This window comes from Rhizobium sp. CF080 (assembly GCF_000282095.2).
GTDB lineage: Bacteria > Pseudomonadota > Alphaproteobacteria > Rhizobiales > Rhizobiaceae > Neorhizobium.
The window spans coordinates 1218500-1242132 of sequence record NZ_AKKC02000004.1; the positions used below are offsets into that span (position 1 = coordinate 1218500).

The 23633-nt window shown below is 61.3% G+C and carries 22 protein-coding genes; 11 read left to right on the plus strand and 11 right to left on the minus strand.

What is annotated here, in order from left to right; translation table 11 throughout:
* Positions 1-38: 38 nt before the first annotated feature.
* Positions 39-818 (minus strand): FadR/GntR family transcriptional regulator, encoded by a 780-nt coding sequence (locus PMI07_RS12680; RefSeq protein WP_007762723.1) that lies wholly within the window; start codon positions 816-818, stop codon positions 39-41.
* Positions 819-1126: 308 nt separating this feature from the next.
* On the opposite strand from PMI07_RS12680, the gene PMI07_RS12685 reads away from it, so the two are divergent.
* Both PMI07_RS12685 and PMI07_RS12690 read left to right on the plus strand, forming a co-directional pair.
* Positions 1127-2275: a mandelate racemase family protein gene (locus tag PMI07_RS12685; RefSeq protein ID WP_007762725.1), complete on the plus strand. Its 1149-nt coding sequence runs from the start codon at positions 1127-1129 to the stop codon at positions 2273-2275.
* Between the two features lie 70 nt (positions 2276-2345).
* Positions 2346-3953 carry an ABC transporter substrate-binding protein gene (locus PMI07_RS12690; protein ID WP_024163770.1) on the plus strand — a complete coding sequence of 536 codons (1608 nt, stop codon included), beginning with the start codon at positions 2346-2348 and terminating at the stop codon, positions 3951-3953.
* A gap of 248 nt (positions 3954-4201) precedes the next feature.
* On the opposite strand, the gene PMI07_RS12695 is transcribed toward PMI07_RS12690, so the two are convergent.
* The gene (locus PMI07_RS12695; protein WP_007756961.1) at positions 4202-4831 is read right to left on the minus strand and encodes a GntR family transcriptional regulator; all 630 of its coding nucleotides are present in this window, start codon (positions 4829-4831) and stop codon (positions 4202-4204) included.
* A 120-nt stretch (positions 4832-4951) separates the two neighbouring features.
* On the opposite strand from PMI07_RS12695, the gene PMI07_RS12700 reads away from it, so the two are divergent.
* The 7 genes from PMI07_RS12700 to PMI07_RS12730 all read left to right on the plus strand — a co-directional run bounded on the left by PMI07_RS12700 (position 4952) and on the right by PMI07_RS12730 (position 12155).
* Complete coding sequence (locus tag PMI07_RS12700) at positions 4952-6376, plus strand: M20 family metallopeptidase (RefSeq protein ID WP_007756959.1); 1425 nt, start codon at positions 4952-4954, stop codon at positions 6374-6376.
* On the plus strand, positions 6369-8051 hold the full coding sequence (locus tag PMI07_RS12705; protein ID WP_007756957.1) for a M28 family peptidase: 1683 nt from the start codon (positions 6369-6371) through the stop codon (positions 8049-8051). The genes PMI07_RS12700 and PMI07_RS12705 overlap by 8 nt, the downstream gene beginning before the upstream one ends.
* Before the next feature lie 48 nt (positions 8052-8099).
* On the plus strand, positions 8100-8945 hold the full coding sequence (locus PMI07_RS12710) for a transporter substrate-binding domain-containing protein (RefSeq protein ID WP_007756955.1): 846 nt from the start codon (positions 8100-8102) through the stop codon (positions 8943-8945).
* 97 nt (positions 8946-9042) lie between these two features.
* On the plus strand, positions 9043-9762 hold the full coding sequence (locus tag PMI07_RS12715) for an ABC transporter permease subunit (RefSeq protein WP_007756954.1): 720 nt from the start codon (positions 9043-9045) through the stop codon (positions 9760-9762).
* Positions 9762-10484, plus strand: coding sequence for an ABC transporter permease (locus PMI07_RS12720; protein WP_024163771.1), 723 nt, complete (start codon positions 9762-9764; stop codon positions 10482-10484). The genes PMI07_RS12715 and PMI07_RS12720 overlap by 1 nt, the downstream gene beginning before the upstream one ends.
* The gene (locus PMI07_RS12725; protein WP_007775822.1) at positions 10481-11263 is read left to right on the plus strand and encodes an ATP-binding cassette domain-containing protein; all 783 of its coding nucleotides are present in this window, start codon (positions 10481-10483) and stop codon (positions 11261-11263) included. The genes PMI07_RS12720 and PMI07_RS12725 overlap by 4 nt, the downstream gene beginning before the upstream one ends.
* A 43-nt stretch (positions 11264-11306) precedes the next feature.
* Complete coding sequence (locus PMI07_RS12730) at positions 11307-12155, plus strand: transporter substrate-binding domain-containing protein (RefSeq protein WP_007775823.1); 849 nt, start codon at positions 11307-11309, stop codon at positions 12153-12155.
* 49 nt (positions 12156-12204) lie between these two features.
* Here the strand turns inward: PMI07_RS12730 and PMI07_RS12735 are convergent, their stop codons facing one another.
* Positions 12205-12642, minus strand: coding sequence for an Lrp/AsnC family transcriptional regulator (locus PMI07_RS12735; RefSeq protein ID WP_037086736.1), 438 nt, complete (start codon positions 12640-12642; stop codon positions 12205-12207).
* 116 nt (positions 12643-12758) lie between these two features.
* Between PMI07_RS12735 and rocF the strand changes: the two genes are divergently transcribed.
* Positions 12759-13679 carry an arginase gene (gene rocF / locus PMI07_RS12740; RefSeq protein ID WP_024163772.1) on the plus strand — a complete coding sequence of 307 codons (921 nt, stop codon included), beginning with the start codon at positions 12759-12761 and terminating at the stop codon, positions 13677-13679.
* Positions 13679-14752, plus strand: coding sequence for an ornithine cyclodeaminase (locus tag PMI07_RS12745; protein ID WP_007753490.1), 1074 nt, complete (start codon positions 13679-13681; stop codon positions 14750-14752). Before rocF ends, PMI07_RS12745 begins: the two co-directional genes overlap by 1 nt.
* A 74-nt stretch (positions 14753-14826) precedes the next feature.
* Here the strand turns inward: PMI07_RS12745 and PMI07_RS12750 are convergent, their stop codons facing one another.
* The 8 genes from PMI07_RS12750 to PMI07_RS12785 all read right to left on the minus strand — a co-directional run bounded on the left by PMI07_RS12750 (position 14827) and on the right by PMI07_RS12785 (position 23620).
* Entirely contained in the window at positions 14827-15870 is a 1044-nt protein-coding gene (locus PMI07_RS12750; RefSeq protein WP_245277132.1) for an isocitrate/isopropylmalate family dehydrogenase, read from the minus strand.
* Positions 15871-16072: 202 nt separating this feature from the next.
* Complete coding sequence (locus tag PMI07_RS12755; protein WP_007753507.1) at positions 16073-16768, minus strand: FCD domain-containing protein; 696 nt, start codon at positions 16766-16768, stop codon at positions 16073-16075.
* Positions 16769-16971: 203 nt separating this feature from the next.
* Positions 16972-17727, minus strand: coding sequence for an SDR family NAD(P)-dependent oxidoreductase (locus tag PMI07_RS12760; protein ID WP_007753509.1), 756 nt, complete (start codon positions 17725-17727; stop codon positions 16972-16974).
* Between the two features lie 11 nt (positions 17728-17738).
* Positions 17739-19109, minus strand: coding sequence for an MmgE/PrpD family protein (locus tag PMI07_RS12765; protein WP_007753511.1), 1371 nt, complete (start codon positions 19107-19109; stop codon positions 17739-17741).
* The gene (locus PMI07_RS12770; protein ID WP_007753513.1) at positions 19106-20602 is read right to left on the minus strand and encodes a tripartite tricarboxylate transporter permease; all 1497 of its coding nucleotides are present in this window, start codon (positions 20600-20602) and stop codon (positions 19106-19108) included. The genes PMI07_RS12765 and PMI07_RS12770 overlap by 4 nt, the downstream gene beginning before the upstream one ends.
* Entirely contained in the window at positions 20602-21096 is a 495-nt protein-coding gene (locus PMI07_RS12775; protein WP_007753516.1) for a tripartite tricarboxylate transporter TctB family protein, read from the minus strand. Before PMI07_RS12775 ends, PMI07_RS12770 begins: the two co-directional genes overlap by 1 nt.
* A gap of 68 nt (positions 21097-21164) precedes the next feature.
* Entirely contained in the window at positions 21165-22130 is a 966-nt protein-coding gene (locus PMI07_RS12780) for a tripartite tricarboxylate transporter substrate binding protein (protein WP_007753519.1), read from the minus strand.
* 53 nt (positions 22131-22183) lie between these two features.
* Positions 22184-23620 (minus strand): MmgE/PrpD family protein, encoded by a 1437-nt coding sequence (locus PMI07_RS12785; RefSeq protein WP_007753521.1) that lies wholly within the window; start codon positions 23618-23620, stop codon positions 22184-22186.
* Positions 23621-23633: the final 13 nt, after the last annotated feature.

Genomic DNA, 23633 nt, shown 5'->3' on the forward strand with positions numbered 1-23633 from the left:
ATATCCGCCAAAGACGGCGATTTTCCCGACGAGCAGACTTAGCCGCTCACCTTCGATTGCGTAGGTCCGGGCGATGAAACACGCTCGATCAGCAGCGTCTTGTAGCGGCTGAGGCTGCCTTCAAGGTGGGCCTGCATGGCCTCTCGTGCTTCGGCAGGCTTGCCTGCAAAGATCGCATGAACGATCCTGCCATGTTCCTCCTGCAGATGCAGGTTGGGCAGCAGTGTGCCAGGCTGCCCTTGGCCCTGCTGCAGATCACGGTCCATGATGATGCCGGGCTTGATAAGGCGCAGCAGTTCCGGGAACCTCCGGTTTTGTGTCGCCTCGGCGATAGCCATGTGAAGAGCGAAATCGGCATCACGGGTCGAAAGTCCATTCTCCAGGTTTTCGCCTACCTTGCGATGCAGATCGAGGATCGTTTCCAGCTGGGCTGGCGATCGGCGCCCTGCCGCAAGTCCCGCCGCTTCCGTCTCGCAGGCTGCGCGAAGCTCCAGGAGTTCGATGACCGATGAAATGCGTTCCAAGGAGAGACCGCTGAACGGTGCCCCTCGCTGTTCGGCGTCAGTGACGAAAACACCGACGCCCCTGCGCGCCTCCAGCATACCTTCGAAGCGCAGTACGGCCACCGCTTCGCGGATGACCGCGCGGCTGACCGAGTGGAGACGTGTCAGTTCATTCTCGCTCGGCAACTTGTCTCCCGGCTTGACCGTTCCACGTTCAATGTCGCGCCGCAAGCTGGTTGCGATCTGATTGACAAGCGATTGGCCGACAAGATCGACCAAGTCATTATCAGCATCTTGTTCCATCAGATCTCTCATGCACTTTCTCCGCCCTTTTTGTGCAGCCATCAGACTGCAGACATAACCCTGTCTTATATCTCGCCGAACAAGGAATGTCACGGCGGAAGGCCAGTTCTGTCAATAGTTACCTTTATTCCCGGTACGCGGCCATGTTTGTCAGCTTTCTCGGGCACGCAAATCTAGAGACCACCATATTGACTCAACCTGCTTGGCTTACTAGCCTTGTCATACTGCATCGAAATGTTGTCTGATCGCAGACCTTATCGGAGCCGACAGGCCATCAAAGGCGAGCTGGATAAGCGGGCCGTTCAAGACAGGGAGGAAATATGAAGATCACCGACGCCAGCGTGCGGACGTTCTGGCACACAACCCACGAGGAGACTGACAGCGATGGCCATGCGCACCCTGGCCCGGCACGTCGGGTGAAGAAGGCCCTGCTGAAGCTTACCTGTGAAGACGGCACAAGCGGTCATGCTTTCGGCAGCCCGGAGCAGCTCCGGCCGCATCTGCTGGATCGGTTCATACGCCCTGTCGTCCTGAACCAGGATGCGCTGGCGCGCGAAATGCTTTGGCAGGATCTGGCCCACTGGCAGCGAGGAAGCGGCGGACAGCTTAGCGATCGCACCCTTGCGATCGTCGACTGCGCCCTCTGGGACCTCGCCGGCCATCTTCTCAAGGCGCCTGTCTACAAGATCATCGGCTCCTATCGGGACAAGGTCCCGGCCTATGGTTCGATCATGTGCGGTGACGAGCTTGAAGGCGGCCTCGCTACACCGGAAGATTATGGCCGGTTTGCAGAAAAGCTGGTCGCCCGCGGTTATCAGGCAATCAAGCTGCATACCTGGATGCCACCGGTCAGCTGGTCGCCGAACATCGAGATGGATCTGAAGGCCTGTGCCGCGGTGCGCGAAGCCGTCGGCCCGAAATTTCCCCTGATGCTGGACGCCTATCACTGGTATTCGCGCGAGGAAGCTTACGAACTCGGCAAGGGCCTGGAGGCGTTGAACTTCACCTGGATCGAAGAGGTGATGGACGAACAGTCCATGTCCTCCTACGCCTGGCTCACGCAGGAACTGAAGATACCAGTCATTGGCCCGGAATCCATGGGCGGCAAGTACAAGCACCGCGCCGAATGGATCAAGGCGGGCGCTTGCGATATTCTGCGGACAGGTGTCGAGGACGTCGGCGGCATCACGCCAGCACTGAAGACCATGCACCTTGCGGAAAGTTTCGGCATGAACTGCGAAGTGCACGGCCACGGCGCTGAAAACCTCGCCATTTCGGCCGCAACCAAGAACTGCCGCTGGTACGAGCGCGGCCTGCTTCACCCCTTCCTCGACTACGACGCCTGCCCCGAATACCTGAACAGGATCCCGGACCCCATGGACGAAAAGGGGTTTGTCTGGCTCTCGCAGGAACCTGGCCTCGGCGAGGACATCAACTTCGAATATATCGACGCCAACCTGGCGGAGTAAGTCACCACGCAATCGGATCGCCGGATGCCGTAGGGGGAGGCCCGCTGCGTCCGGCCAAAGGGAGGTAATTATGAAACGACGCAGCTTGCTCACGACGGCCGCATGCGCCGCCATGGTATTCACGTTCGCCCAGCATCGGGTATTGGCCGATACGCCTGCCAATCAGCTCGTCATCGGCTTCTCGATGTCAAACGTGCTCACGCTCGACCCGGCCGGATCGTCGAGCAAGGAAAGGGTGCAGATCCTCGCCAATCTCTACGACGGCTTGGTGGGTATAGACCCGGTCCAGCGCGCAAAGATCATCCCGGCTCTCGCCGAACGTTGGGAGATTGCCGGGGACCGCAAGTCGATCCGCTTTCATCTGAGACCGAACCTCCGCTTTGCCTCGGGCAATGCTGTGACCGCCAATGATGTCGTGTGGTCGCTGCAGCGCGTGCTGAAGCTCAACCTGGCGCAGGCAACCAACCTGCGTCTGCGTGGCTATACCGTCGAAAACGCGGCCCAGAGCTTCAAGGCGGTTGACGACAAGACGGTGGAGATTTCCATTCTCCAGCCCATCGACCCACAGATCATTCTGATGACCTTGGCCATGGCCGGCACGGGCAGCGTGCTTGACCAGAAGGAGGTGATGAGCCACGAGAAGGCCGGAGACATGGGGGCGGGGTGGCTGACCACCAATTCCGCCGGAACCGCTGCTTTCGCCGTGCAATCGTTGCGGCCGAACGAAATGGTCGTACTTACCCGAAACGAAAACTACTGGGGTCCGGCGCCGGCCATGAGCCGCGTGCTAATGCGCCACATTCCCGAGCCTCAGAGCCAGCGGCTGCTGGTCGAGAAGGGCGACCTCGATATCGCCTATTCGCTTGGCGCTGCCGACCTGAAGTCCCTGGAAGGCAACAAGAATGTCAAGGTGACGACGGAAACCGGCAATGGCCTCTATTATCTCGCCATGTCGCTGAAGAACCAGAATCTCGCCAAGCCGAAGCTGCGTGAGGCAATTCTCAAGCTGATTGACTATGATGGCCTCAACAAGACGGTAATGCCGTATTACGGTGTCAAACATCTCGGCCCGATCCAGGTCGGGCTTGCCCAGGAACCCTTCGAGCCAAAACTCGAGATGGACGTCAAGGGCGCGAAGGCCCTTCTGGCGGAATCGGGATATACCGATGGTCTGGACCTGACGATCCGCACGCTTTCGGAGCCACCATTCGACAACCTGGCTGTCGCACTTCAAAGCATGCTGGCCCAGGGAGGCATTCGCGCCAAGATCCTCACCGGCAGTGGCGAGCAGGTCTATGGGCCGATGCGGGAGAGGAATTTCGAACTCATTGTCGGCAGAAGCGGCGGGCAGATTTCTCACCCCGATGGCGACATGCGCAGCCTCGCCTACAATCCCGACAACCGGGATGAAGCAAAGCTGACCGGGCTGGTGGGCTGGCGCGTTTCCTTCAAGGACGACAATCTGAACCAGAAGATCGATGCAGCATTGCAGGAAGCGGATCCGGAAAAGCAGGCAAAGCTCTACAACGAGATAGAGAAGCTCTATGCCGAAGGCATTCCGGCGATCCAGCCGATCTCGCAGGTGATGGATTCGGTTGCCCAACGCGCCGATATCGAAGGCTTCCAGATCAGCCCCGTTTGGCAGACAAAGCTCGAAACCGTTCGTAAGCGGCGCTGACGAACGACTGCATACCTTCAAATGAGGTGTGAGGTCGCGTCCGCTCGCGACCTCTGCAGTTTGGCATCCAAGGATGTTGAGGACACGCTTGTGAAAGGGGCCTAGCACGGCAATGACGTCTTCCGAGGTCATCCCGATCACCGTGGGCCATATTCTAGCCACTACGGTGTGTTTTGCGATTTCCAGGCCGCCTGCTACACGGCCATCGTCGCGATGGCATCCTTTAATGCTCAGCATTACGTCGGGAATTATCGCTGCCGGATGTGATTTTCGATGAGAGTTTTTAGTTTATCGGGCTTCCGGCGCTCCAAAAGATCGACCATCTCATGGTGTTCGCGGGCTGATTGCTCGACCCGCGCTCGTGTCTTCCACTGGGAGACCGGGGCGGAGGACGTGCGCTGCCTGAGTTCGGCGATCACGCTGTCCAGCTCGCCATTGCCGGACAGTTGCATGAAGGCACGATGGAAGTTGAGATTGGCCTCGTAGAGTTCGAGAACAGTCCCGTGCAATATCAGGCTCTCGAACCGGTTTGCAAGAGCACGCAGATTACGGATATCGCCGGCCGTCGCGTTTGCCACCACCTTCGGAACGATGCCGGTTTCCAGCATGATACGGATTTCGGCGATATCGTCAGCTTGTTTGCCGTCCGCTTGATAGACGTGGTAGCCACGGTTTGGCACATGCTCCACGATGCGCTTCTGCGCCAGGCGGTCAAGCGCACGCCGGATTTCGTTGCGCCCGCGTCCGTAACGGGCCTCCAGGTCGATCTGCTTCAACCAGGCACCCGGCTGAAACATGCCGGATTGAATGTCCGTCAGGATGAGCTGGGTGGCATCTGGTTCGCCATCTGCGATGGAATCGTCGAACAGGGTATTCATCCGTTTGACCTCAGGTGGCTGCGAGGCGATTGGCCTATTCACTAGCCAGAAATTTCAGTTGCCGAAAGAAGAATCTTCTCATAAATTGGTACCAATTTTGGATCAAATGTGTAGGCACAAATGAAAAATTTCGATGGCGTTTGGGAGATCGTTGACGACAAGGCACCCCGGTTTGCCGAGCTCAGCGATTACGTCTGGGAGGTTCCGGAGACCAATTATGAGGAATATCGCTCCTCTGCGGCTCATACTGAGCTGCTTGAGGCGGAAGGCTTCAGGGTTACGCGCAATGTCGCAGACATCCCGACGGCAGTGATGGGCGAGGCCGGCGAAGGCGGGCCGGTCATCGCCATTCTCGGCGAATATGACGCCCTGCCAGGCCTCAGCCAGGTGGCCGGCCTTGCGGAAGAAAAGGCGGTCGTCGAAGGCGGCCATGGCCATGGCTGCGGGCATAACCTTCTCGGCTCCGGTGCCATGCTAGCCGCAGCCGCCGTCAAGGACTACCTCAAGGCCAACAATCTTCAGGGCCGCGTTCGCTACTACGGCTGCCCGGCCGAAGAAGGCGGCTCGTCGAAGGGCTTCATGGTACGGGCCGGTGTTTTCGACGATGTCGACATCGCCATATCCTGGCACCCGGCTGCATTCGTCGGGGTCAACAATCCGATCTCGCTCGCCTGCAACGAGCTCAACTTCCATTTCTCGGGCCGCGCGTCGCATGCCGCCGCCTCACCGCATCTGGGGCGCAGTGCACTCGATGCGGTCGAGCTGATGAATGTCGGCGTCAACTACCTGCGCGAGCATATGCCGTCCACGGCGCGCATACATTACGCCATCACGGATACCGGCGGCCATGCGCCGAATGTCGTGCAGGCCAAGGCTTCGGTGCGCTATCTCATCCGGGCGCGCACGCTTCCCGAACTGCTGGAGCTCGTCGCCCGGGTGAAGGATGTCGCAGCGGGTGCGGCCCTGATGACCGGCACCTCGGTGCGCAGTCAGGTCGTCAGCGGCGATGCGAACCTCATCGGCAACACGCCGCTCGAGGCGCTCATGCACAATCATATCGAACGCGTCGGCCTGCCGCCCTTCGACGCTGCGGACAAGGCGACCGCCGCAAAATTCCAGGAAACCTTCAGCCCGGCGGATATTGCCACGTCCTTCGGCCGGTTCGGGCTGAAGGTCCGCAAGGGCATCTCCCTCTGCGACGTGATCTTCCCGCCGGAAAGCGGCGACGGCACGCTCGTCGGCTCCACCGATGTCGGCTCGGTCAGCTGGGTCGTGCCGACAGTGCAGATGCGGGGTGCGACCTATGCCATCGGCACGCCCGGCCATTCCTGGCAACTCGTCGCCCAGGGCAAACTGCCGGCCGCGCACAAAGGCATGACCCATGCGGCCAAGGTGATGGCATCCACAGCCGTTGACCTCATCCTCAAGCCCGAACTGATCGCCGAGGCGAAAGCCGATCACGCGGCGCGGCTCGAAGGCACGCCATTCATCAATCCGATCCCGGACGACGTCCAGCCCGACATCCGGGAGAAGCGCGATGTCTGACACGTCGCTCCGGCCCGATCGCCAAATCCTGATGGATCACATCCGCGAGTTCGCCAAGCGAGTGAAGCTTTCGGGCACGGCGGAAGAGCTGGAAAGTTTTCGATATCTGGAACGGCAGATGGCCTCTTACGGCTATCGGACGCAGCTTTTTTTTCATGACGCCTATATCAGTCTGCCGGGCAAGGCGGTTGTCGAGGTCGACGGCGGCGCGATCCGTTGCATCACTCATTCCATGTCGATCTCGACGCCTGCCGAAGGCGTCTCGGCAGAGATTGTCCATGTCGGAGAAGGCACCGAGGCCGACTTCGAGAGCATCGATGCCAAGGGGCGCATCGTCCTTGTCGATGGCATTGCGACCGAGGATGTCGCGGCGCTTGCAAGTGCCCGCGGCGCGATCGGACAGATCCATGTCAGCCCCAACGAACATCTCTACGAAATGTGCGTGTCCCCCGTCTGGGGCAGCCCGTCGCAGCATACGCGCGAGCAGCTGCCAAAGACGGCGATCTGCACGATCGCCCGCGACGATGGCGAGAAGCTGCGGCAGGCCTGCCGCGCAGGCAAGGCGCCCGTTGCCCGCCTGACGACGGAGGTCGATACGGGCTGGCGCAAGACGCCCATCCTGGTCGCAGAGCTTTTTCCAGATAACCGGTCGGATGCACCTTTCATCCTGTTTTCCGGCCATCACGATACCTGGCATTACGGCGTGATGGACAATGGCGGAGCCAATGCTACCATGCTGGAAGCCGCCCGCCTTCTGGCCGAGCGGCGCGACGAATGGCAGCGCGGGCTGCGCATCTGCTTCTGGTCCGGCCATTCCCACGGTCGCTATTCCGGCTCCGCCTGGTATGCGGACGAATACTGGGATGATCTGGAACAGCGCTGCGTGGCGCATGTAAACGTCGATTCCACTGGCGGTGCAGGCGCGGACATCCTGACAAACTCGGCCGTCATCGACGAATTGAAGGCAGTCGCGGCAAGGGCCGTCCAAACAGTGACCGGCCAGGTGCACCGCGGCCGGCGGCATGGGCGCGCTGCCGACCAGTCCTTTTGGGGCGTCGGCATTCCCTCGATGTTCGGCAGCCTCAGCCACCAGCCCCCCGGGCCAGTGAAGATGCTGACGGCGCTCGGGTGGTGGTGGCACACGCCGCACGATACGGAAGAGCATATCGATCCGGCCAATCTTCAGCGCGACACCGAGATCGTGTTGCGCGTGCTCGATGAACTGCTCGATGCCCGCGTTCTGCCGCTCGACTACGCCGCCTATGCAGTGTCTCTCAGAAGTGAACTCGACGGCCTGAACGCGGATCTGGCAGGACGGATGGATATGAATGTCCTGACTTCTGCAGCGAATGAACTGCGCCAGCGTGCCGAGGTGATCAACCGCATTGCGCGGCAGGAAACCGATCCGGTTCGCGCCGAGATCATCAACGACCGCCTTCGGCAGGCTTCCCGCCTGCTCGTTCCGTTGAACTACACGTTCGGCGACCGTTTCCATCACGACAGCGCGCTTCCGCATCCGGCCTGGCCATCGCTATCAGGGCTTCGCGAACTGGCCGCCCTGCCGGAAGGGCACGCCGATATCCCGTTCTTCGCGGTTCATGCGCGCCAGACGCGCAACCGCCTTCTCTCCGTCCTCAGACAAGCCTGCGCGGTGCTTGCCCTCGACGGAATATGACATCCAACCTTCCTCTCCGACACAACGAACAAATAAGGGAACAACGACATGAAAACCGGGAAATTCTGGGCGGTCGCACTGGCCGCCACCCTCACCATCATGCTGCCGGGCGCGGAAGCCAAGGACTGGACCCACGTGAAGGTCGGCATCGAAGGCGCCTTTCCGCCATGGAACGCACTGGATTCCAAGGGAAAGCTGACCGGCCTTGATATCGACCTCATCAACGACCTGTGCCAGCGCGCCAAGGTCGAGTGCGAGCTGATCGCCGGTGAATGGAGCGCCATGATCCCCAGCGTGAATGCCGGCAAGTTCGACCTCATCATGACCCTCGGGATCAACGAAAAGCGCAAGGAAGTCGTCGATTTCACTGTGCCCTACGCGAGCGGCGTGGCAACTTTCATCACGCTGAAGGACAGCCCGGTGAGCAAGCTGCCGATGACCGGCGAGAGGCTGAACCTCAACGATAAGGACAAGGCCGATCCCGTGATGAAGACGATCGGCGGCGTTCTTTCCGGCAAGACGGTCGGCGTCGTGCAATCGACGAGCCAGGAACAATTGATCAACGCCTATTTCGGCAAGGACGTCACCGTTCGGACCTACAAGAATTCCGGCGAGCGTGATCTCGATCTCAAGGCCGGTCGCATCGATGCCGGTTTCGACAGCGGAGTCTACGGCACCACGGCGCTTGCCAAGCCCGGCAACGAGGATCTGACGATGGCCGGACCGCTAATGAAAGGCGCCATGCTGGCGACGGAAGTCGCCATGGGCATGCGTAAGGGCGAGACCGACCTGAAGGAAAAGTTCGACGCAGCCATCAAGTCGGCGGCTGCGGACGGCGTCATCAAAAAGCTGTCCGAAAAGTGGAGCAAGCTCGATCTGACGCCATCGTTCTGACCCGGCGGCGGACCCGGCGCGAGGCGCAAAGCGATGCGTCCTCGTGCCGAGCCGCCCGGGTTCGATCCGGACAAACCTCCATGTGAATGAGGTTTACATGAATCAGCCGACAATACTGGATCTGATCGGAACCGGCCCGAATGGCTGGGGCATGGCGCTTGCCGCGGCCACCGTCATGACGGTCCTGATCGCCATCGCCGGCTTTGCGATCGGTGCCGTGATCGGCGTCTTCGGCGCCTGGGCGAAAGTCTCAGGCGGTCCGGTGACGCGCGGGATAGCGGGTTTCTACACCACCGTTCTGCGCGGCATTCCCGATCTTCTGGTCATCTATCTCTTCTATTTCGGCGGCAGCGCCGCAATGACCGCGATCGGCAGTCTATTCGGCGCTGAAGGCTTCATCGGCTTTCCGGGCTTTCTGGCCGGTGCGCTCGCCGTCGGCATCACCTCCGGCGCCCAGCAGACGGAAGTCTTTCGCGGCGCCTATCGGGCGGTGCATTCCGGCGAGCTGGAGGCTGCGGTCGCCTGCGGCATGTCACGCTCCTTGCGGTTTCGCAGGATCCTGGCACCGCTCACGCTCCGCCACGCAATTCCCGGCATGGGGAATGTCTGGCAGGTCGTCCTGAAGGAATCCGCGCTGGTTTCGGTCACGGGTGTCGTCGAACTCCTTCGGCAGTCGCAAATCGGCGCGGGCTCGACCGGCCTGCCCTTCGATTTCTACGTCATCGCCGCTGCCATCTACCTGGCCATTTCGACGGTTTCCGGCGGTCTCCTGCAACTCAGCGAAAAGCGCTTCACGCGCGGCGTCAGGAGGGGTTGATGGATCTGGCGTTTCTCTACGAGACCTTCCTGAGCCTCGTTACGGCCGTGCCACTGACGCTACAGCTTGCCGCGAGCGCCATCGTACTCGGCGCGTTCCTGGCCCTCGGCCTGGCGCTTTGCCGGTTGTCCGGCATCCTGCCGCTCGATTGGCTCGCGAGGGCCTATATCTTCGTCTTCCGCGGCACGCCGCTGCTCGTGCAGATCTTCCTGATCTATTACGGCCTCGGCCAGTTCCGCGAGGTCCGCCAGAGCATGTTCTGGGTGGTGTTGCGCGACCCTTACTGGTGCGCAGTCATTGCCCTGATGCTGAACACCGCCGCCTATTCCGCCGAGATCATTCGCGGCGGGCTGCTCTCGGTGCCGTTCGGCCAGATCGAAGCGGCGCGCGCCTGCGGCATGTCCCGTTTCATGACCTTCCGGCGCATTACCCTGCCGCTCGCAATCCGCCAGGCCCTGCCCGGTTATTCCAACGAGATGATCTCGATGGTGAAGGCGACGTCGCTTGCCTCCATCATCACCATCATGGAAGTGACGGGCGTCGCGGCCAAGCTGATCTCCGAGACCTATCGGGCGATCGAAGTCTTCGTCGTCGCCGGTGCCATCTATCTCGCCATCAACTTCATCCTCACCCGGCTTGTCGCCCTGGCCGAGTATCAACTGAGTCCGCACCTGCGCCAGCCTGCGGCCTTGCCCAGCACATCCACGGGAGCAGCAAGATGATACCTTCGACCAATCCATCCGCACCGGCGGCAATTACCGTGCGCGGGCTTCGCAAGAGCTTCGGTCCCGTCGAAGTACTGAAGGGCATAGACATGGAGGCGCGCGAGGGCGAGGTCGTCTCGATCCTCGGCTCCTCCGGCTCCGGCAAGTCGACCATGCTCCGCTGCATCAACATGCTCGAGACACCCGATGTCGGCGAAGTGACTGTTGCCGGGGAAACTATCCGCATGAAGCCGGCCGGTTCCGGCAAGAGCCGCATCGCTGACCGCAGGCAGGTGCAACGCATCCGCTCCGAGCTCGGCATGGTGTTCCAGAGCTTCAATCTCTGGTCCCACAAGACCGTGCTCGAAAACGTCATGGAAGCGCCGCTGCACGTGCAGAAGCGCTCGCGCGCCGAATGCCTGGAAGAGGCGGAAGCTCTGCTTGCCAAGGTGGGCATTGCCGAAAAGCGCAATCACTACCCGGCGCATCTTTCCGGCGGCCAGCAGCAACGTGCCGCCATCGCCCGCGCGCTCGCCATGCGGCCGAAGGTGATGCTGTTCGATGAGCCGACCTCGGCGCTCGACCCGGAACTCGTGGGCGAAGTGCTACGTGTCATGCGGGCGCTGGCCGAAGAGGGCCGCACCATGCTCGTCGTCACCCACGAAATGGGGTTTGCCCGCGATGTTTCGAGCCGGGTCATCTTCCTGCACCAAGGCGCCATCGAAGAGGAAGGCCGGCCGCAGGACATGTTCACCGAGGCGAAATCCGAGCGCTTCCGGAAATTTATCAGCGGCTGAGCCGCCCAACCATTCTACCCAAACAAAGAGAGGGAACTGACGGATGAAATTTATCACGACAGCAATTGCCGCGGCCTTCACAGCCGTGACGCTGATGGCGACCGCCGCCGCAGCGCAGGACAAAACGGAAATCGTCATCGCCACGGAGGGCGCCTTCCCGCCCTACAACCTGACCCGCCCGGATGGCACGCTGGACGGCTACGACATCGAGCTCGGCAAGAACCTCTGCGAACGCATGAAGATCAAGTGCACGTTCGTCGCCCAGGCGTTCGATGGCATCATCCCGGCACTCAACGCCGGCAAGTTCGATGCGATCATGGCCGGCATGTCCGCCACCGACAAGCGCAAGGAGGTCATCGACTTCTCAACGTCGTACGGCAGCACCGGCCAGTCCTTCGCCACACTGAAGGACGGCCCGCTGGCAAAGATGCCCATGAAGGACGAACTCTTCTCGCTCGCCTCCAATGAAGCCGGCGCCCGCAAGGCCGTCGAAGAGCTGAAGCCACTGCTGCAGGGCAAGACGGTCGGCGTCCAGACTGCTTCGATCGCCGCACGCTTCATCGACGAATACCTGAAAGGCGTCGTGCAGGTTCGCGAGTACAAGACCACGGAACAGCATGATCTCGATCTCGTCTCCGGCCGCGTCGATTTCGTCATGGCGTCGATGGGCTACCTCATGACCGCCGTGCAGAAGCCGACCAATAGCGACATGACGATCGTCGGCCCGCGCTTCCAGGGCGGTTTCCTCGGCGCCGGCAGCTCGGTCGGTCTTCGCAAGGCAGATATTGCGCTCAAGCAGAAGTTCGACGAAGCGATCGCAGCCGCCAAGGCGGACGGGACGACGAAGAAGCTGTCCATGAAGTGGTTCGGCTTCGACATGACCCCGCAATAATCTTCTGATTATCCGGATATCAGAAGGCCGCGGCACTCCGCGGCCTTTTTCACAGCCGCGCTTTGGTGCTGCGCGGGGTCGCCAGCACGAGGCTGGTTTCGGTCGCCGTAATCCCCGGCACCAAACGGACTCGCCTCAGCACGGTGTCGAATTCGGCCAATGTCGTGGTGCCGAGTTCAACGATCAGATCCCAGCGACCGTTGGTGGTATGGATTTCCGAAATCTCCGGAAATCCGCCGAGTGCTTTGATGACCTGGTCCGCTGCCCTACCCTCGATCTCCACCATCATGATGCCGCGCACCGGCAGCTCGACTGCATCGGCCCGCAAGATGACCGTATAACCAAGAATGCTGCCGTCTTTTTCGAGCTTCTCCATGCGCGAACGAACGGTGGCACGCGAGGCCCCGAGATCCGTCGCGAGGTCGGAAATGCTCCGCCTTGCGTTGTGACGCAATAGCGTCACGAGTCTATTGTCAAAATCGTCCATGATCAAAACGGTTATCAAAGATACCATTCTGATAACTCAATTTGAAGAATTTGGCAAATTGCCTTGTTCAATCTGCCAGGCATTCGTGATCCAATAATCATAACGGAGATCAAGACATGCATTGCAAACTAATTGGCATCCCCCTTCAGGACGGCGCGGTACAACTCGGCTGCGAGATGGGCCCAAGCGCGCTCAGGACCGCCGGCCTCGAAACGGCGCTGAGAGAGCTTGGCCATGAGGTGACCGACCTCGGCAATGTCGGCCTCTCGAAACTGCCCGACGTCGCGCATCCGAATGCCGCTATCCGACGCCTGCCGCAGATTGTCGCCTGGACAGAACTGCTGACCGAGCTCGCCTATCGCGAAAGCGGCGAAGGAATGCCGATCTTCCTTGGCGGCGACCACACCATCTCAGCCGGGACAGTGGCGGGCATCGCCCGCCGGTCCGCCGAAATCGACCGGCCGCTCTTCGTGCTCTGGCTGGACGCGCATACCGATTTTCATACGCTCGACACGACGACAAGCGGCAATCTGCACGGCGTGCCCGTCGCCTATTTCACTGGCCAGCCGGGCTTCGAAGGCTACCTCCCAGAACTCTCCCATCCGGTCGATCCGGCCCGCGTCTGCATGATCGGCATCCGCAGCGTCGATCCGGCGGAACGCGCAGCGCTTCGCCAGACCGAAGTCACTGTTCACGACATGCGGGTGATCGACGAACACGGTGTTGCGGCCCCGTTGCGCGCTTTCCTCGAGAAGGTGGCGGCGGCCAACGGCCTGCTGCATGTCAGCCTCGATGTCGATTTCCTCGAGCCAACTTTCGCGCCGGCCGTCGGCACCACTGTGCCGGGCGGCGCGACCTTCCGCGAAGCGCATCTCGTCATGGAGATGCTGCATGACAGCGGCCTCGTGACGAGCCTCGATCTCGTCGAACTGAACCCCTTCCTGGACGAGCGCGGCCGCACCGCAACGCTGCTTGTCGATCTTACCGCCAGCCTGATGGGCCGCAAGGTCATGGACCGCCCGACGAGGAGTTTCTGATGCCCGTACCCGCCAACCTGAATATCGTGCCGTTCATCAGCGTCGAGAACATGATGGACCTCGTCGTCGCCACTGGCGTCGAGACATTCCTGGTCGAGTTGGCGAGGTACATCGAAGACGATTTTCGTCGCTGGGAGAGCTTCGACAAGATCCCGCGCGTCGCATCCCATTCAAGGGACGGCGTGATCGAACTGATGCCGACCAGCGACGGAGTGCTCTACGGGTTCAAATACGTCAACGGCCACCCGAAGAACACCAAATCCGGCCTGCAGACGGTGACGGCATTCGGTGTGCTCTCCGACGTCGACAGCGGTTATCCGCTGCTGCTTTCCGAAATGACCATCCTGACGGCGCTTCGGACGGCGGCGACCTCGGCACTCGCCGCCAAATACCTGGCGCGCAAGGATGCAAGCACCATGGCGCTGATCGGTAACGGCGCCCAGAGCGAGTTCCAGGCTCTTGCCTTCAAATCCCTGCTCGGCATTGACCGCCTCAGGCTCTACGACATAGATCCTGAGGCGACAGCCCGCTGCCGCCGCAATCTGGAAAACCTCGGCTTCGAGATCGAGGCCTGCACTTCCGCCGAACAGGCGGTCGAAGGCGCGGATATCATTACGACGGCAACTGCCGACAAGCACAATGCGACGATCCTGACCGACAACATGATCGGCCCCGGCGTCCATATCAACGGCGTCGGCGGCGACTGCCCTGGCAAGACGGAGATGCACCGCGATATCCTGCTGCGGTCCGACATTTTCGTGGAGTTCCCGCCCCAGACGCGGATCGAAGGCGAGATCCAGCAGCTTTCACCGGATCATCCCGTGACGGAGCTATGGCGCGTCATCACCGACCAGGAGCAGGGGCGCAACTCGGAGAAACAGATCACGCTATTCGACAGCGTCGGCTTCGCAGTCGAGGATTTTTCCGCGCTGCGCTATGTCCGTGACAAGGTAAGCGGCTCAAACTATGTCGATCAACTCGATCTCCTCGCCGACCCCGACGAGCCCCGCGACCTGTTCGGAATGCTGCTCAGGCGGCAGGCTGCCCTTGTCTCAACTGAGATGACATTGTGACTTTGAGGCAAACTCCTGAAAGGCTTGAGCGGGCCTGTTGCTCCGAGCGCGAATGGTCCGGCGGTTCCTGCCCTCTACCCAAGCGCTGCAATAATACCTTGCGTCATTCCGTGCGTGTCAGCCGTTCCCTTGATGTCTCGCGTACGCGTAGCAGGATCGGACAGAGCGGTGACAATCGCCTTTCGCATAAGCTCTGCTGCCTCAACTGCCTGGGGAATTTTACGGCTGTGCCCTAGCCATTCGATCATGATGCGGGTGGATTCGATCATCGCAAACGGATTGGCAATGCCTTTGCCGGCGATATCGGGCGCCGAACCATGGGTCGCCTGAGCCATCGCCAGATTCCCCTCGCCGATACATAGGCCGGGCGCCATCCCGAGGCCTCCGACAAGGCCGGCAGCCTCGTCGGTCAGGATATCGCCGAACATATTGGTGGTCACGATGACATCGAAGCTTTGCGGATCGCGGATGAGTCGCATCGCCATTGTATCGACGATCACTTCGTCGACCCTCACCTCGGGAAAGTCCTTGGCGACACGATAGCACTCCTCGACGAACATGCCGCAACCGAGTTTGAAAACCGTGTTCTTGTGCACGACCGTCAGATGTTTCTTTCGCTGACTGGCTATTTCGAAGGCAGCGCGTGCGACGCGCGATGAGCCGACCCTTGTTATGACCCTGACGGAGATTGTGGTGTCCTCGGTGGGACGAAACTCGCCCGACCCCGCAACGACGTTGCGGTCCGGCTGAAAACCTTCATTGTTTTCCCGAACGATGATCAGATCAATGTCTTCATGGATTGCGCCGAGACCAGGAAACGACTTGGTCGGCCGAACATTCGCAAAAAGATTGAAGCCCTTGCGCATGATCGGATGAGGATTGATGGCGCCCGGGACTTTGGGATAGGCCTGATGTCCGATGGGCCCGAGGATGAATCCGTCCATTTTGCCGAGCCTTTCCATCGTGCCCTCGGGAAAGGTCGAGCCATGGGTATTCAGCGCGCTTCGTCCGATCGGCATCGGCCGCCAGTCTATATCAAGTCCGGTCTTTCGGGCCGCCGCCTTTGTGACCTCTACTGCCGCCGGCACGATCTCATGCCCGATGTCGTCGCCATTCAAGATACCGAGGACTAGGTGGCTGTTCATTTACGCGATCCTTCCCATTCGCAGGCAACGAGGCGGCAACCGGACACGAAGAACGACGCGGATGCATCTGCAGTGGCCTCTCCTGCCGCCGGGAGGACCTTGCTTACGCAAGTGTAAATTGTCAACAGTTTTCAAGAGGACGATATCGCCGGCGTTATAACCCGCTTATGGAGAGTCAGCCTAAGTGGAGCTGTTTTGCGTTCCGGGCGCGGATGATGCCATTCAAGATATGCGTCCGGGCAGCAATCAGACTGCGGATCGGGTCTCGCGCCTCGAGGGCATTAACGATCTCCCGATGCTCCTGATTGGATATGTGCAATATATCAGGGGTAGAAAGTGCCCGGTAACGCTGGATGTGCAGCTCACGGACGAAACTCTGGTAGACGCTCTCAAGCCGGCTGTTGCCGGCCATGCGGCCGATCTGTTTGTGGAATTCGAGGTTCACCGGATAGTAGACGTGCACGTCTCCGAATTCGATTTCGTCCATACGTTTCAGAAGAACTCTCAGGATAGCGATCTCGTCGTCCGTAATGCGCTCGGCAAGCATCATGGCCATGCAGCCGAAGACACCGGCACGAGCTTGCGACAAATCCAGTGCCTCCTCTTCGCTGAGCGCCCGAATGAAAAACCCGCGATTGGGGATGATCTCGATGAGCCCCATGGCAGCGAGAGCGCTGCAGGCTTCGCGAATCGGGCCACGGCTCACGCCGAGCCGTTGCGAAAGGCCGTTTTCATTGACCCTTTCATTGGGCTTCAACTCACCATCGATGATCATTCGTTCGATTTCCGCCTGCACGACATTTGCGAGCGAACGGGTGCGGAGAAAATCGATAGCCGAGAGATTGTGCAGTGGATTGGTTGGGTCCGACATCGTCACGCCGTCTAGAGGTCACGCAAGGCTTCGTCAACGGTCAGTTGCCCAAGCTGATCGTGCTTTTGTCTTTTGAGCAGGTCCGTTGACGGTAATGCTGTCCATAAGAGCTTTTCGCCATCTTTAGCGCAATCACCGAACCCCGCAAAGTTGTGATTGCAGCGACAGAATACGGAGGTTCCGGTTGGACGGCTTACTCCCTCTCAGGGTAGATATGCTCCGCCATTGACGTGCAGCGCCTGGCCGGTCGTGAATCGTGCCTGCGCGCCGGCGAAATGGAGTACGGCGGCAGCCACCTCCTCTGGCGTGCCGCGGCGGCCGACCAGCGTGCGCGTCGTCCTGTGATGGGCCGGATCGCCTTCCATCGTATGCTGCCGGTTCGTGTCGATCATGCCCGGCGAGACGAGATTGACCGTCACGCCCTCCGGCCCCAGTTCATGGGCGAGCGCCTTGGTGAAACCGTCGAGGCCAGCCTTGGCCGCCACGACATGGACTCGGTTGATCGCACCCGTGTAGGCCGTGAGGCCACCGATATTGACGATCGCTCCCTGCCCTCCGGCCTTCAGATGCGGGATGGCCGCCCGACTCATCAGGAAGGCGCCATCGAGCGTCACGCCCATGACGTCCCGCCAGTCGACGAAGGACAGCGACTCGATCGGAGCCTCGCGGCGGATGGCGGCGTTGTTGACGAGGATATCCAGCCGCCCGAGCGTTTTCACCGCCCCGCCGACAAGACGCGCCGCATCCTCCTCCTGCCCGACGTCACCGAGCAGTACGGTCGAGGCAACACCCCTCGCCTCGACTTCGCGGGCCACGGCTTCCGCCGCATCGCGGTCAGAGCGCGCGACGATCGCAACCGACGCGCCGGCATCCGCGAACGCCAGCGCGATGGCCCGGCCGATATTGCGGGAAGCTCCGGTGACCAGCGCCACCCGGCCCTTGAGACCCAGATCCTGCATGCTTCCTCCGCTCAAACTCTGGCCGCTGAAAGATCGACGTGACCACCATCGGCGATCCCGCCGAGTGCTGCCCGCAATGTGTCGATCCTCTCACCCGTCAAGCCGCCGAACCTGAGGTTCGCTTCAAACTTGGCCTGCATCTCGTCATCCGGCAAGGGCTCGTGCGCACCGCCCCGCATATGCGGCTGGCGGAATGCGCGCACCGAACCGTCCTTCAGCACCGCCTTTAGATGGCCGGTGAAATTGCTCGGATAGGGATCGTTGGGATCGATCTCGTAAGTGACCTTCGCAGCCAATACTCGTAGTGCCGGATCGAGCACCCGCTCGTTGGTGAACTGCCCGAGACCCGCTTCGCCATCGGTGAACCCGACCGCCATGCAATAGGGCGTCGAGAATTTACCGGCATAGCCGTTCGGCGGGCGATGCTTTTCCGCAAGCGGCTCCCAGAGCCGGTGCACGGTCCCCTCACCCACATTGCAGGTGATGGAAACGATATCGTCCGCCTTCACGCCCGATTTCGCCAGCATCATGGCGCAGTCGATGAAGGGTTGCGTCATGGTTCCACAAGCATAGGGCTTGAACGCCAGCGTCTCCAGAATCCATTGCTTGCCGAGTGTATCCACCAGATGGCTGAAATCCGGAGCCTTGGAGGGGGCAAACGCCTTGTACATGCCGTTCGTGCCGTCGAAGACGGTGATCGGACCGGAGAAACCCCCTTCTGCAAGCAGGGCTGCACGCAGGCCGGCCTGTGCTGCGGCACCGGCATGCAGCCGCTTCGTCGAACTGCCGTCCGCCAGGTATTCGATGATGCCGGAAGCGAGGCTGCCCGAAATGCCGAGTGCACGGGCGATCCTGTCGCTGTCGAGGCCGATTGCCGCGCCGACCGCCGCGGCCGCCGCGGGAGCGCCGAAGATCGCCGTCGGATGAAAACTCGCCTTGTGGGTCGCCTGCGGCGCGACGAGGCTCATGCGGCACATGAGTTCGGTGCCGACTGCGATACCGCGCATCACCGCCTCGCCGTCGAGCCCACGCTTTTCGGCGATTGCCAGCACGGCCGGAACGATCACTGCGCCGGCATGGATCGGGCCGCCTTCGAACGTATCGTCATAATCCTCGCCATGCGCCGCGGTGCCGTTGACCAGCGCCGCGTCGTAGAGCCCGAGCCGCCTGTCATGGCCGAAGACGGTGCAGGGACCGTCGTCCACGGCGCTTTTCAACGCTGCCTGGACATAGTCCGTTTCACGGGCGGCGATGGCGAGCGCGACGATGTCGAAGATCAGGCGGCGGCAGACAGCGGCCGCTGCTGGCGGAAGCGAGGCTTTGGCTGCGAAGGTCGCAAGCCTTACGGCAACCGGCGTCGACGGAGAAACGGCGACATTCATGAATGAGCTTCCTTGAGCTTGGCTTTTCGGGCATCGCGGATTTCGCGAGCGAGCGAAAAGATGATGAAGACAAGGGCAAGGGAGAGCAGCGCGACTGCGATCGGATCTTCGAGAAAGACCCTGAGATCGCCGCCGGACAGTACCAGCGACCGGCGATAGCTGGATTCCACCATGTGCCCGAGCACGACGCCGAGGATCATCGGCAGGACCGGGAAGCGGGCAAGTCGCATCAGGTAACCGACCACCCCAAGACCGAGCGCGATGCCGAGATCGAACAGGCTGTTGTTGAGTGTGTAGATGCCCGACAGGATCAGCGCGAAGATGAAGCCGGCGCGGTAGTGACGCGGTCGGTTCACCAGCCAGATACAGGCCGGCAGGATGATAATGCCGACGCCGATCTGGGCGATGATGGCGATGAACGAGCCGACATAGATGCTGTCGATCACCTGGGCGCTCTGTTCGAACAGGCGCGGACCCGGGATGAGGCCGTGCATCAGAAGGCCGCCCAGCAGGACCGCGGTGGAGTTCGAGCTCGGAATGCCAAAGCTGAGCAGCGGGATCATTGCGGTGCTCGCCACCGTGTTGTTGGCCGCTTCCGGCGCCGCAACGCCCTCTTCCGATCCCTTGCCGAACAGGTGCGGCGTCTTCGACCAGCGGCGAGCTTCGTTATAGGACATGAAGGCCGCGATCGAGCCACCCCCACCGGGCGTCAGGCCCTCGAACAGGCCAAGGATGCAGCCGATGAACTGCGAGCGTTTCAGCCTGTTCATCATCGACCAACTCGGCAGCTTGATGCGGATGCTGGCGTTGAGCTTTGCAGGGCCGACCGAGCCGGACTGGCTCATCAGCTCTGTCAGCGCGAACAGCCCGACCATGACAAGCACGGGCTCGATGCCGCCGATCAGATCCGGGATATCGAAGGTGAAACGGGTGACGCCGGAGATCGGATCGGTACCGACGGTCGAGATCATCAGCCCGACGGTCGCGGCGCAAAGCCCCTTGATCAGCGATCCCCCACTCATGGAGGCGATCACGCTGAGGCCGAGAATGCCGAGCCCGAAATAGGATGCGGGCGTGAAGGCGAGTGCCAGCCATGAAAGGGGTTCGGTGAGCAGGATCAGCATAGCCAGGCCGAACAGGCTGCCGACCACGCCGGACATTAGCGAGATGCCGAGCGCTTCGCCCGCACGTCCCTGGCGGTTGAGCTCGTAGCCGTCGATGACGGTCGCGGCGGAGGAATTGGTACCGGGCGTGCGGATCAGGATCGCCGGAATCGAGCCGCCATATTCGGCACCGATATAGACGCAGGCAAGCAGCGCGATCGCCTGCGCTGGGTCCATGGCATAGGTGAAGGGCAGCACGAGCGCCATGGTGATCGAGGCGGAAATGCCCGGCAGCGCGCCGCCCATGATACCCCAGGTGAGGCCGATGATCGCGACGAAGAAGATCGGCGTCTCGGTGAGAAGATGAATGATGTCCCAGAACGTCGCCATCAAAATAGCCCCTGAAAAATCGAGCCCATGGGCTGGTTGACGCCGAGCAGCTTCACGAAGATCGCCCAGTAGAACACGGCGCCGCCTATGGCGGCGGCAGGCACGATCCAGCTGCGGCGCTGAGCGCCCTCGTAAAGTGCGATCCCGCCGATCAGCAGCGCGGTGGCGACGATGTAGCCGACGAAGGGAAGCAGGAAGACATAAGCCGCACCGAAGAGCAGGAAGCCGAGCGCACGCGGCAGCGGGGCGTTCTCGTCTTCTTCCTCCTCATCGGCCTTGCCAGTGGTCGCCGCTACGGCGTGAAGCCTGACGGCGAGCAAGGCCCGGCCGATCAGGCAGGCAGCCAGAATGGCGAGCAGGACGGAAAGCACTTTCGGCAGGCCGTCCGCGCCGATCTCGTCCGAAAGGGTGCTGTCGGCAATCTGGGTGGACCAAGTATAATAGGTGCCAGCGACGGCAAGCAACGCCGCGCCGCTGAGAAGGTCTTTGTTCATGAGAACACCTCATGGGGAAAAGGGATATTCGGGACCGCGCAAAACGCGGTCCCGAAGCATCGCCAGCTTTACTTGATGGCGCCGGTGGTCTTCAGGAACTCTTCCGTCGTCGAGGCAAAATTGTTGACGAAGCTCGGATATTCCTTGTGGTCGATCGGTTTGGCCACCAGCACTTCGGCGGCATAGGCCTTCTTGTATTCGGGGTCGTTCAGGACGTCCTTTACGGCCTTGTCCCATATGGCGGCCGTCGCATCCGGCAGGCCCTTCGGGCCGGCAAGGCCGCGGAATTTGACGAGCGAAACATCATAGCCGACTTCCTTGATCGTCGGCACGTCAGCCTTGTCGGGAATGCGCTCGGGATTGAAGGTGGCGAGCAGCTTGATCTTGCCGGCGTCGAGCTGCGAGCGCAGTTCCTGGATTTCGCCGATGCCGATGTCGAGCGTGCCGTTCATCACGTTGAGCATCATGTCGCCACCGCCTTCATGGGTGACGATCGCGGCATTCACGCCGGCAGCGCGCTTCAGCTGTTCCGCCGCTTGCCGCTCCAGTGAAGCCGGGTTGGCGGCGCCCCACTTGCCGCGCTCCTTCTTCGCATGCTCGATGACGTCCTTCATGCTCTTGAACGGTCCGTCGGTGCGGGTGAAGACCACCTCGCTGTCGAGGAAGAAGTTCACGAGCGGCTGCATGTCCTTGTAAGTGCTCTGCGGCTTGCTCATCAGCGACGTGTAGATATAGGTCGGCGTGGTAGCATAGAAGACGCTGCCATCAGCGGGAGCCGAAGCAACGCGAGCCATGGCCTTGGCTCCGCTGCCGCCCTGCACGTTTTCGACCACGAAGGTGGCATTGATATATTTGCCGAGGTGCTTTGACATCTCGCGCAGGAAGACGTCGCTGCCGCCACCCGGGCTCGAATGCGTGACCAATGTCACGACCTTGACCGGATAGGCGGCCGGCTCGGCGAAGGCCGGCGAGGAAAGCAGCGCCAAGGCGGCAAGCCCGGAGGCTGCTTTCCCGATCATCTTGATAATGCTCATGTTCTCTCTCCCACTGTTTGCCGCTTCTCCCGAGCGGCGTTGTTTCGATCGAATTATTCGGCTGCGATCTCCTTAGCCGCATGCTCGTCCGCGCCGCTGATCAGCGACACCAGGCGCTTGACGTCGGCGCCCTTGTCGATGCCGCGCACGAGGGCGAGAAGCTCATCCTGGCGAGCGCCATCGATGACGCCTTCGGCGCACATGCGGAACTTGGCATCCAGCCCGTCGTCGCTGATCGGATTGGACGGGCCGCCGCGATACCGTTCGTCCGCCCATTGGACTAGCGTTCGGCCATCCTTGGTGACGACTTCGATGCGCGAGCGGATCTTGTCGTAACCTTGCGCGTCGATCTCGGGATCTTCGATGACGTCGGTACGCGCCTGCAGGTCCTGCATCGCTTCGCCCGCGACGAAGGCATCCTCGAATTCGTGATGGCTGGCGCGGCGGCACAGCACGATCATCGCCAGGAGCGCCGGCATCGAGAACTTGGCCTGCAGATGGTTCTTGGCAATCGGATAGCGGATCGGCTCGATGATGTTCTTGCCGGCGAAGAAGCGGATGCGCTCGACTTCCTCGGCTTTCAGGTCATGGTCGAGCACGAGCTTCACCATCGCATCCATGGACTGGTGCGTGAGGATGCCCGACGGATACGGCTTGACGCTGACACCCGGCGAAACGATCGTCAGCGGCGCGCCAAAACCGGCCTTCACCTTTTCCTCGTCGAAACCGTCGCCCATCACCGAGAAGAAGCCCCAGGCGCCGTCGAGCGCCGTCGGATCGGCGTCGAAGCCGCGGGCGGCGAGCAACGCCGCCGTGATGCCGTTCTCGCAGGCGCGGCCGACATGCATGGGCTTGGTCATCGTCCCAAAATTGACGCGGATGCCGGCCGCAAAACTCGCCGCCATGCCGAGCGTGTAGGCAAGCTTTTCGCCCTTCAGGCCGAGCAGTTTGGCGGCGGCGACGGCCGCGCCGAACGTGCCGACCGTGCCGCTGGTATGATGCCCACGGCGATAGTGGCGCGGCTTCATCCATTCGGAAATCTTGCACTCGACCTCAAAGCCCACCTGGAAGGCGAGCATGATGTCGCGGCCGTCGACATTACCGAGCTGACTGCCGATTACCAAGGCGGCGGTCAGCGGCGGGACGGAAGGATGGGTCAAAAGCCCGTAGACATGCGCCGGATCGTGCGAAACCTGCGTGTCGTCCCAATCGTGCGCGTGACCGGCAATCCCCCAGACACGGCCGGCAAGCGGCGCCGGCACCTTTGCTGCACCGGCGCCCGGCAGCGGCGCATCGCCCCGGCCGCCCTGCGCCAGTGCATCCTCGACGAGGATGCGAACCGAGGGCTCGTGGCTGCCGGCGAGATAAAGGCCTACGGTATCGACCATGCAGCGACGGCCGATGGCCAGCGCCTCTTCAGGCAGGTCGGCATAGGTCGTTCGCTCGATGAAGCTTATGGCCTGGGCCGTGATATTGCTTGTGGTCGTCACGCGTTTGGTCTCC

Bases quoted from the DNA above. Each gene is read 5' to 3' on its own strand.
- PMI07_RS12680 (WP_007762723.1), bottom strand. From the start codon at position 818: ATGAGAGATCTGATGGAACAAGATGCTGATAATGACTTGGTCGATCTT.
- PMI07_RS12685 (WP_007762725.1), top strand. From the start codon at position 1,127: ATGAAGATCACCGACGCCAGCGTGCGGACGTTCTGGCACACAACCCAC.
- PMI07_RS12690 (WP_024163770.1), top strand. From the start codon at position 2,346: ATGAAACGACGCAGCTTGCTCACGACGGCCGCATGCGCCGCCATGGTA.
- PMI07_RS12695 (WP_007756961.1), bottom strand. From the start codon at position 4,831: ATGAATACCCTGTTCGACGATTCCATCGCAGATGGCGAACCAGATGCC.
- PMI07_RS12700 (WP_007756959.1), top strand. From the start codon at position 4,952: ATGAAAAATTTCGATGGCGTTTGGGAGATCGTTGACGACAAGGCACCC.
- PMI07_RS12705 (WP_007756957.1), top strand. From the start codon at position 6,369: ATGTCTGACACGTCGCTCCGGCCCGATCGCCAAATCCTGATGGATCAC.
- PMI07_RS12710 (WP_007756955.1), top strand. From the start codon at position 8,100: ATGAAAACCGGGAAATTCTGGGCGGTCGCACTGGCCGCCACCCTCACC.
- PMI07_RS12715 (WP_007756954.1), top strand. From the start codon at position 9,043: ATGAATCAGCCGACAATACTGGATCTGATCGGAACCGGCCCGAATGGC.
- PMI07_RS12720 (WP_024163771.1), top strand. From the start codon at position 9,762: ATGGATCTGGCGTTTCTCTACGAGACCTTCCTGAGCCTCGTTACGGCC.
- PMI07_RS12725 (WP_007775822.1), top strand. From the start codon at position 10,481: ATGATACCTTCGACCAATCCATCCGCACCGGCGGCAATTACCGTGCGC.
- PMI07_RS12730 (WP_007775823.1), top strand. From the start codon at position 11,307: ATGAAATTTATCACGACAGCAATTGCCGCGGCCTTCACAGCCGTGACG.
- PMI07_RS12735 (WP_037086736.1), bottom strand. From the start codon at position 12,642: ATGGACGATTTTGACAATAGACTCGTGACGCTATTGCGTCACAACGCA.
- rocF (WP_024163772.1), top strand. From the start codon at position 12,759: ATGCATTGCAAACTAATTGGCATCCCCCTTCAGGACGGCGCGGTACAA.
- PMI07_RS12745 (WP_007753490.1), top strand. From the start codon at position 13,679: ATGCCCGTACCCGCCAACCTGAATATCGTGCCGTTCATCAGCGTCGAG.
- PMI07_RS12755 (WP_007753507.1), bottom strand. From the start codon at position 16,768: ATGTCGGACCCAACCAATCCACTGCACAATCTCTCGGCTATCGATTTT.
- PMI07_RS12760 (WP_007753509.1), bottom strand. From the start codon at position 17,727: ATGCAGGATCTGGGTCTCAAGGGCCGGGTGGCGCTGGTCACCGGAGCT.
- PMI07_RS12765 (WP_007753511.1), bottom strand. From the start codon at position 19,109: ATGAATGTCGCCGTTTCTCCGTCGACGCCGGTTGCCGTAAGGCTTGCG.
- PMI07_RS12770 (WP_007753513.1), bottom strand. From the start codon at position 20,602: ATGGCGACGTTCTGGGACATCATTCATCTTCTCACCGAGACGCCGATC.
- PMI07_RS12775 (WP_007753516.1), bottom strand. From the start codon at position 21,096: ATGAACAAAGACCTTCTCAGCGGCGCGGCGTTGCTTGCCGTCGCTGGC.
- PMI07_RS12780 (WP_007753519.1), bottom strand. From the start codon at position 22,130: ATGAGCATTATCAAGATGATCGGGAAAGCAGCCTCCGGGCTTGCCGCC.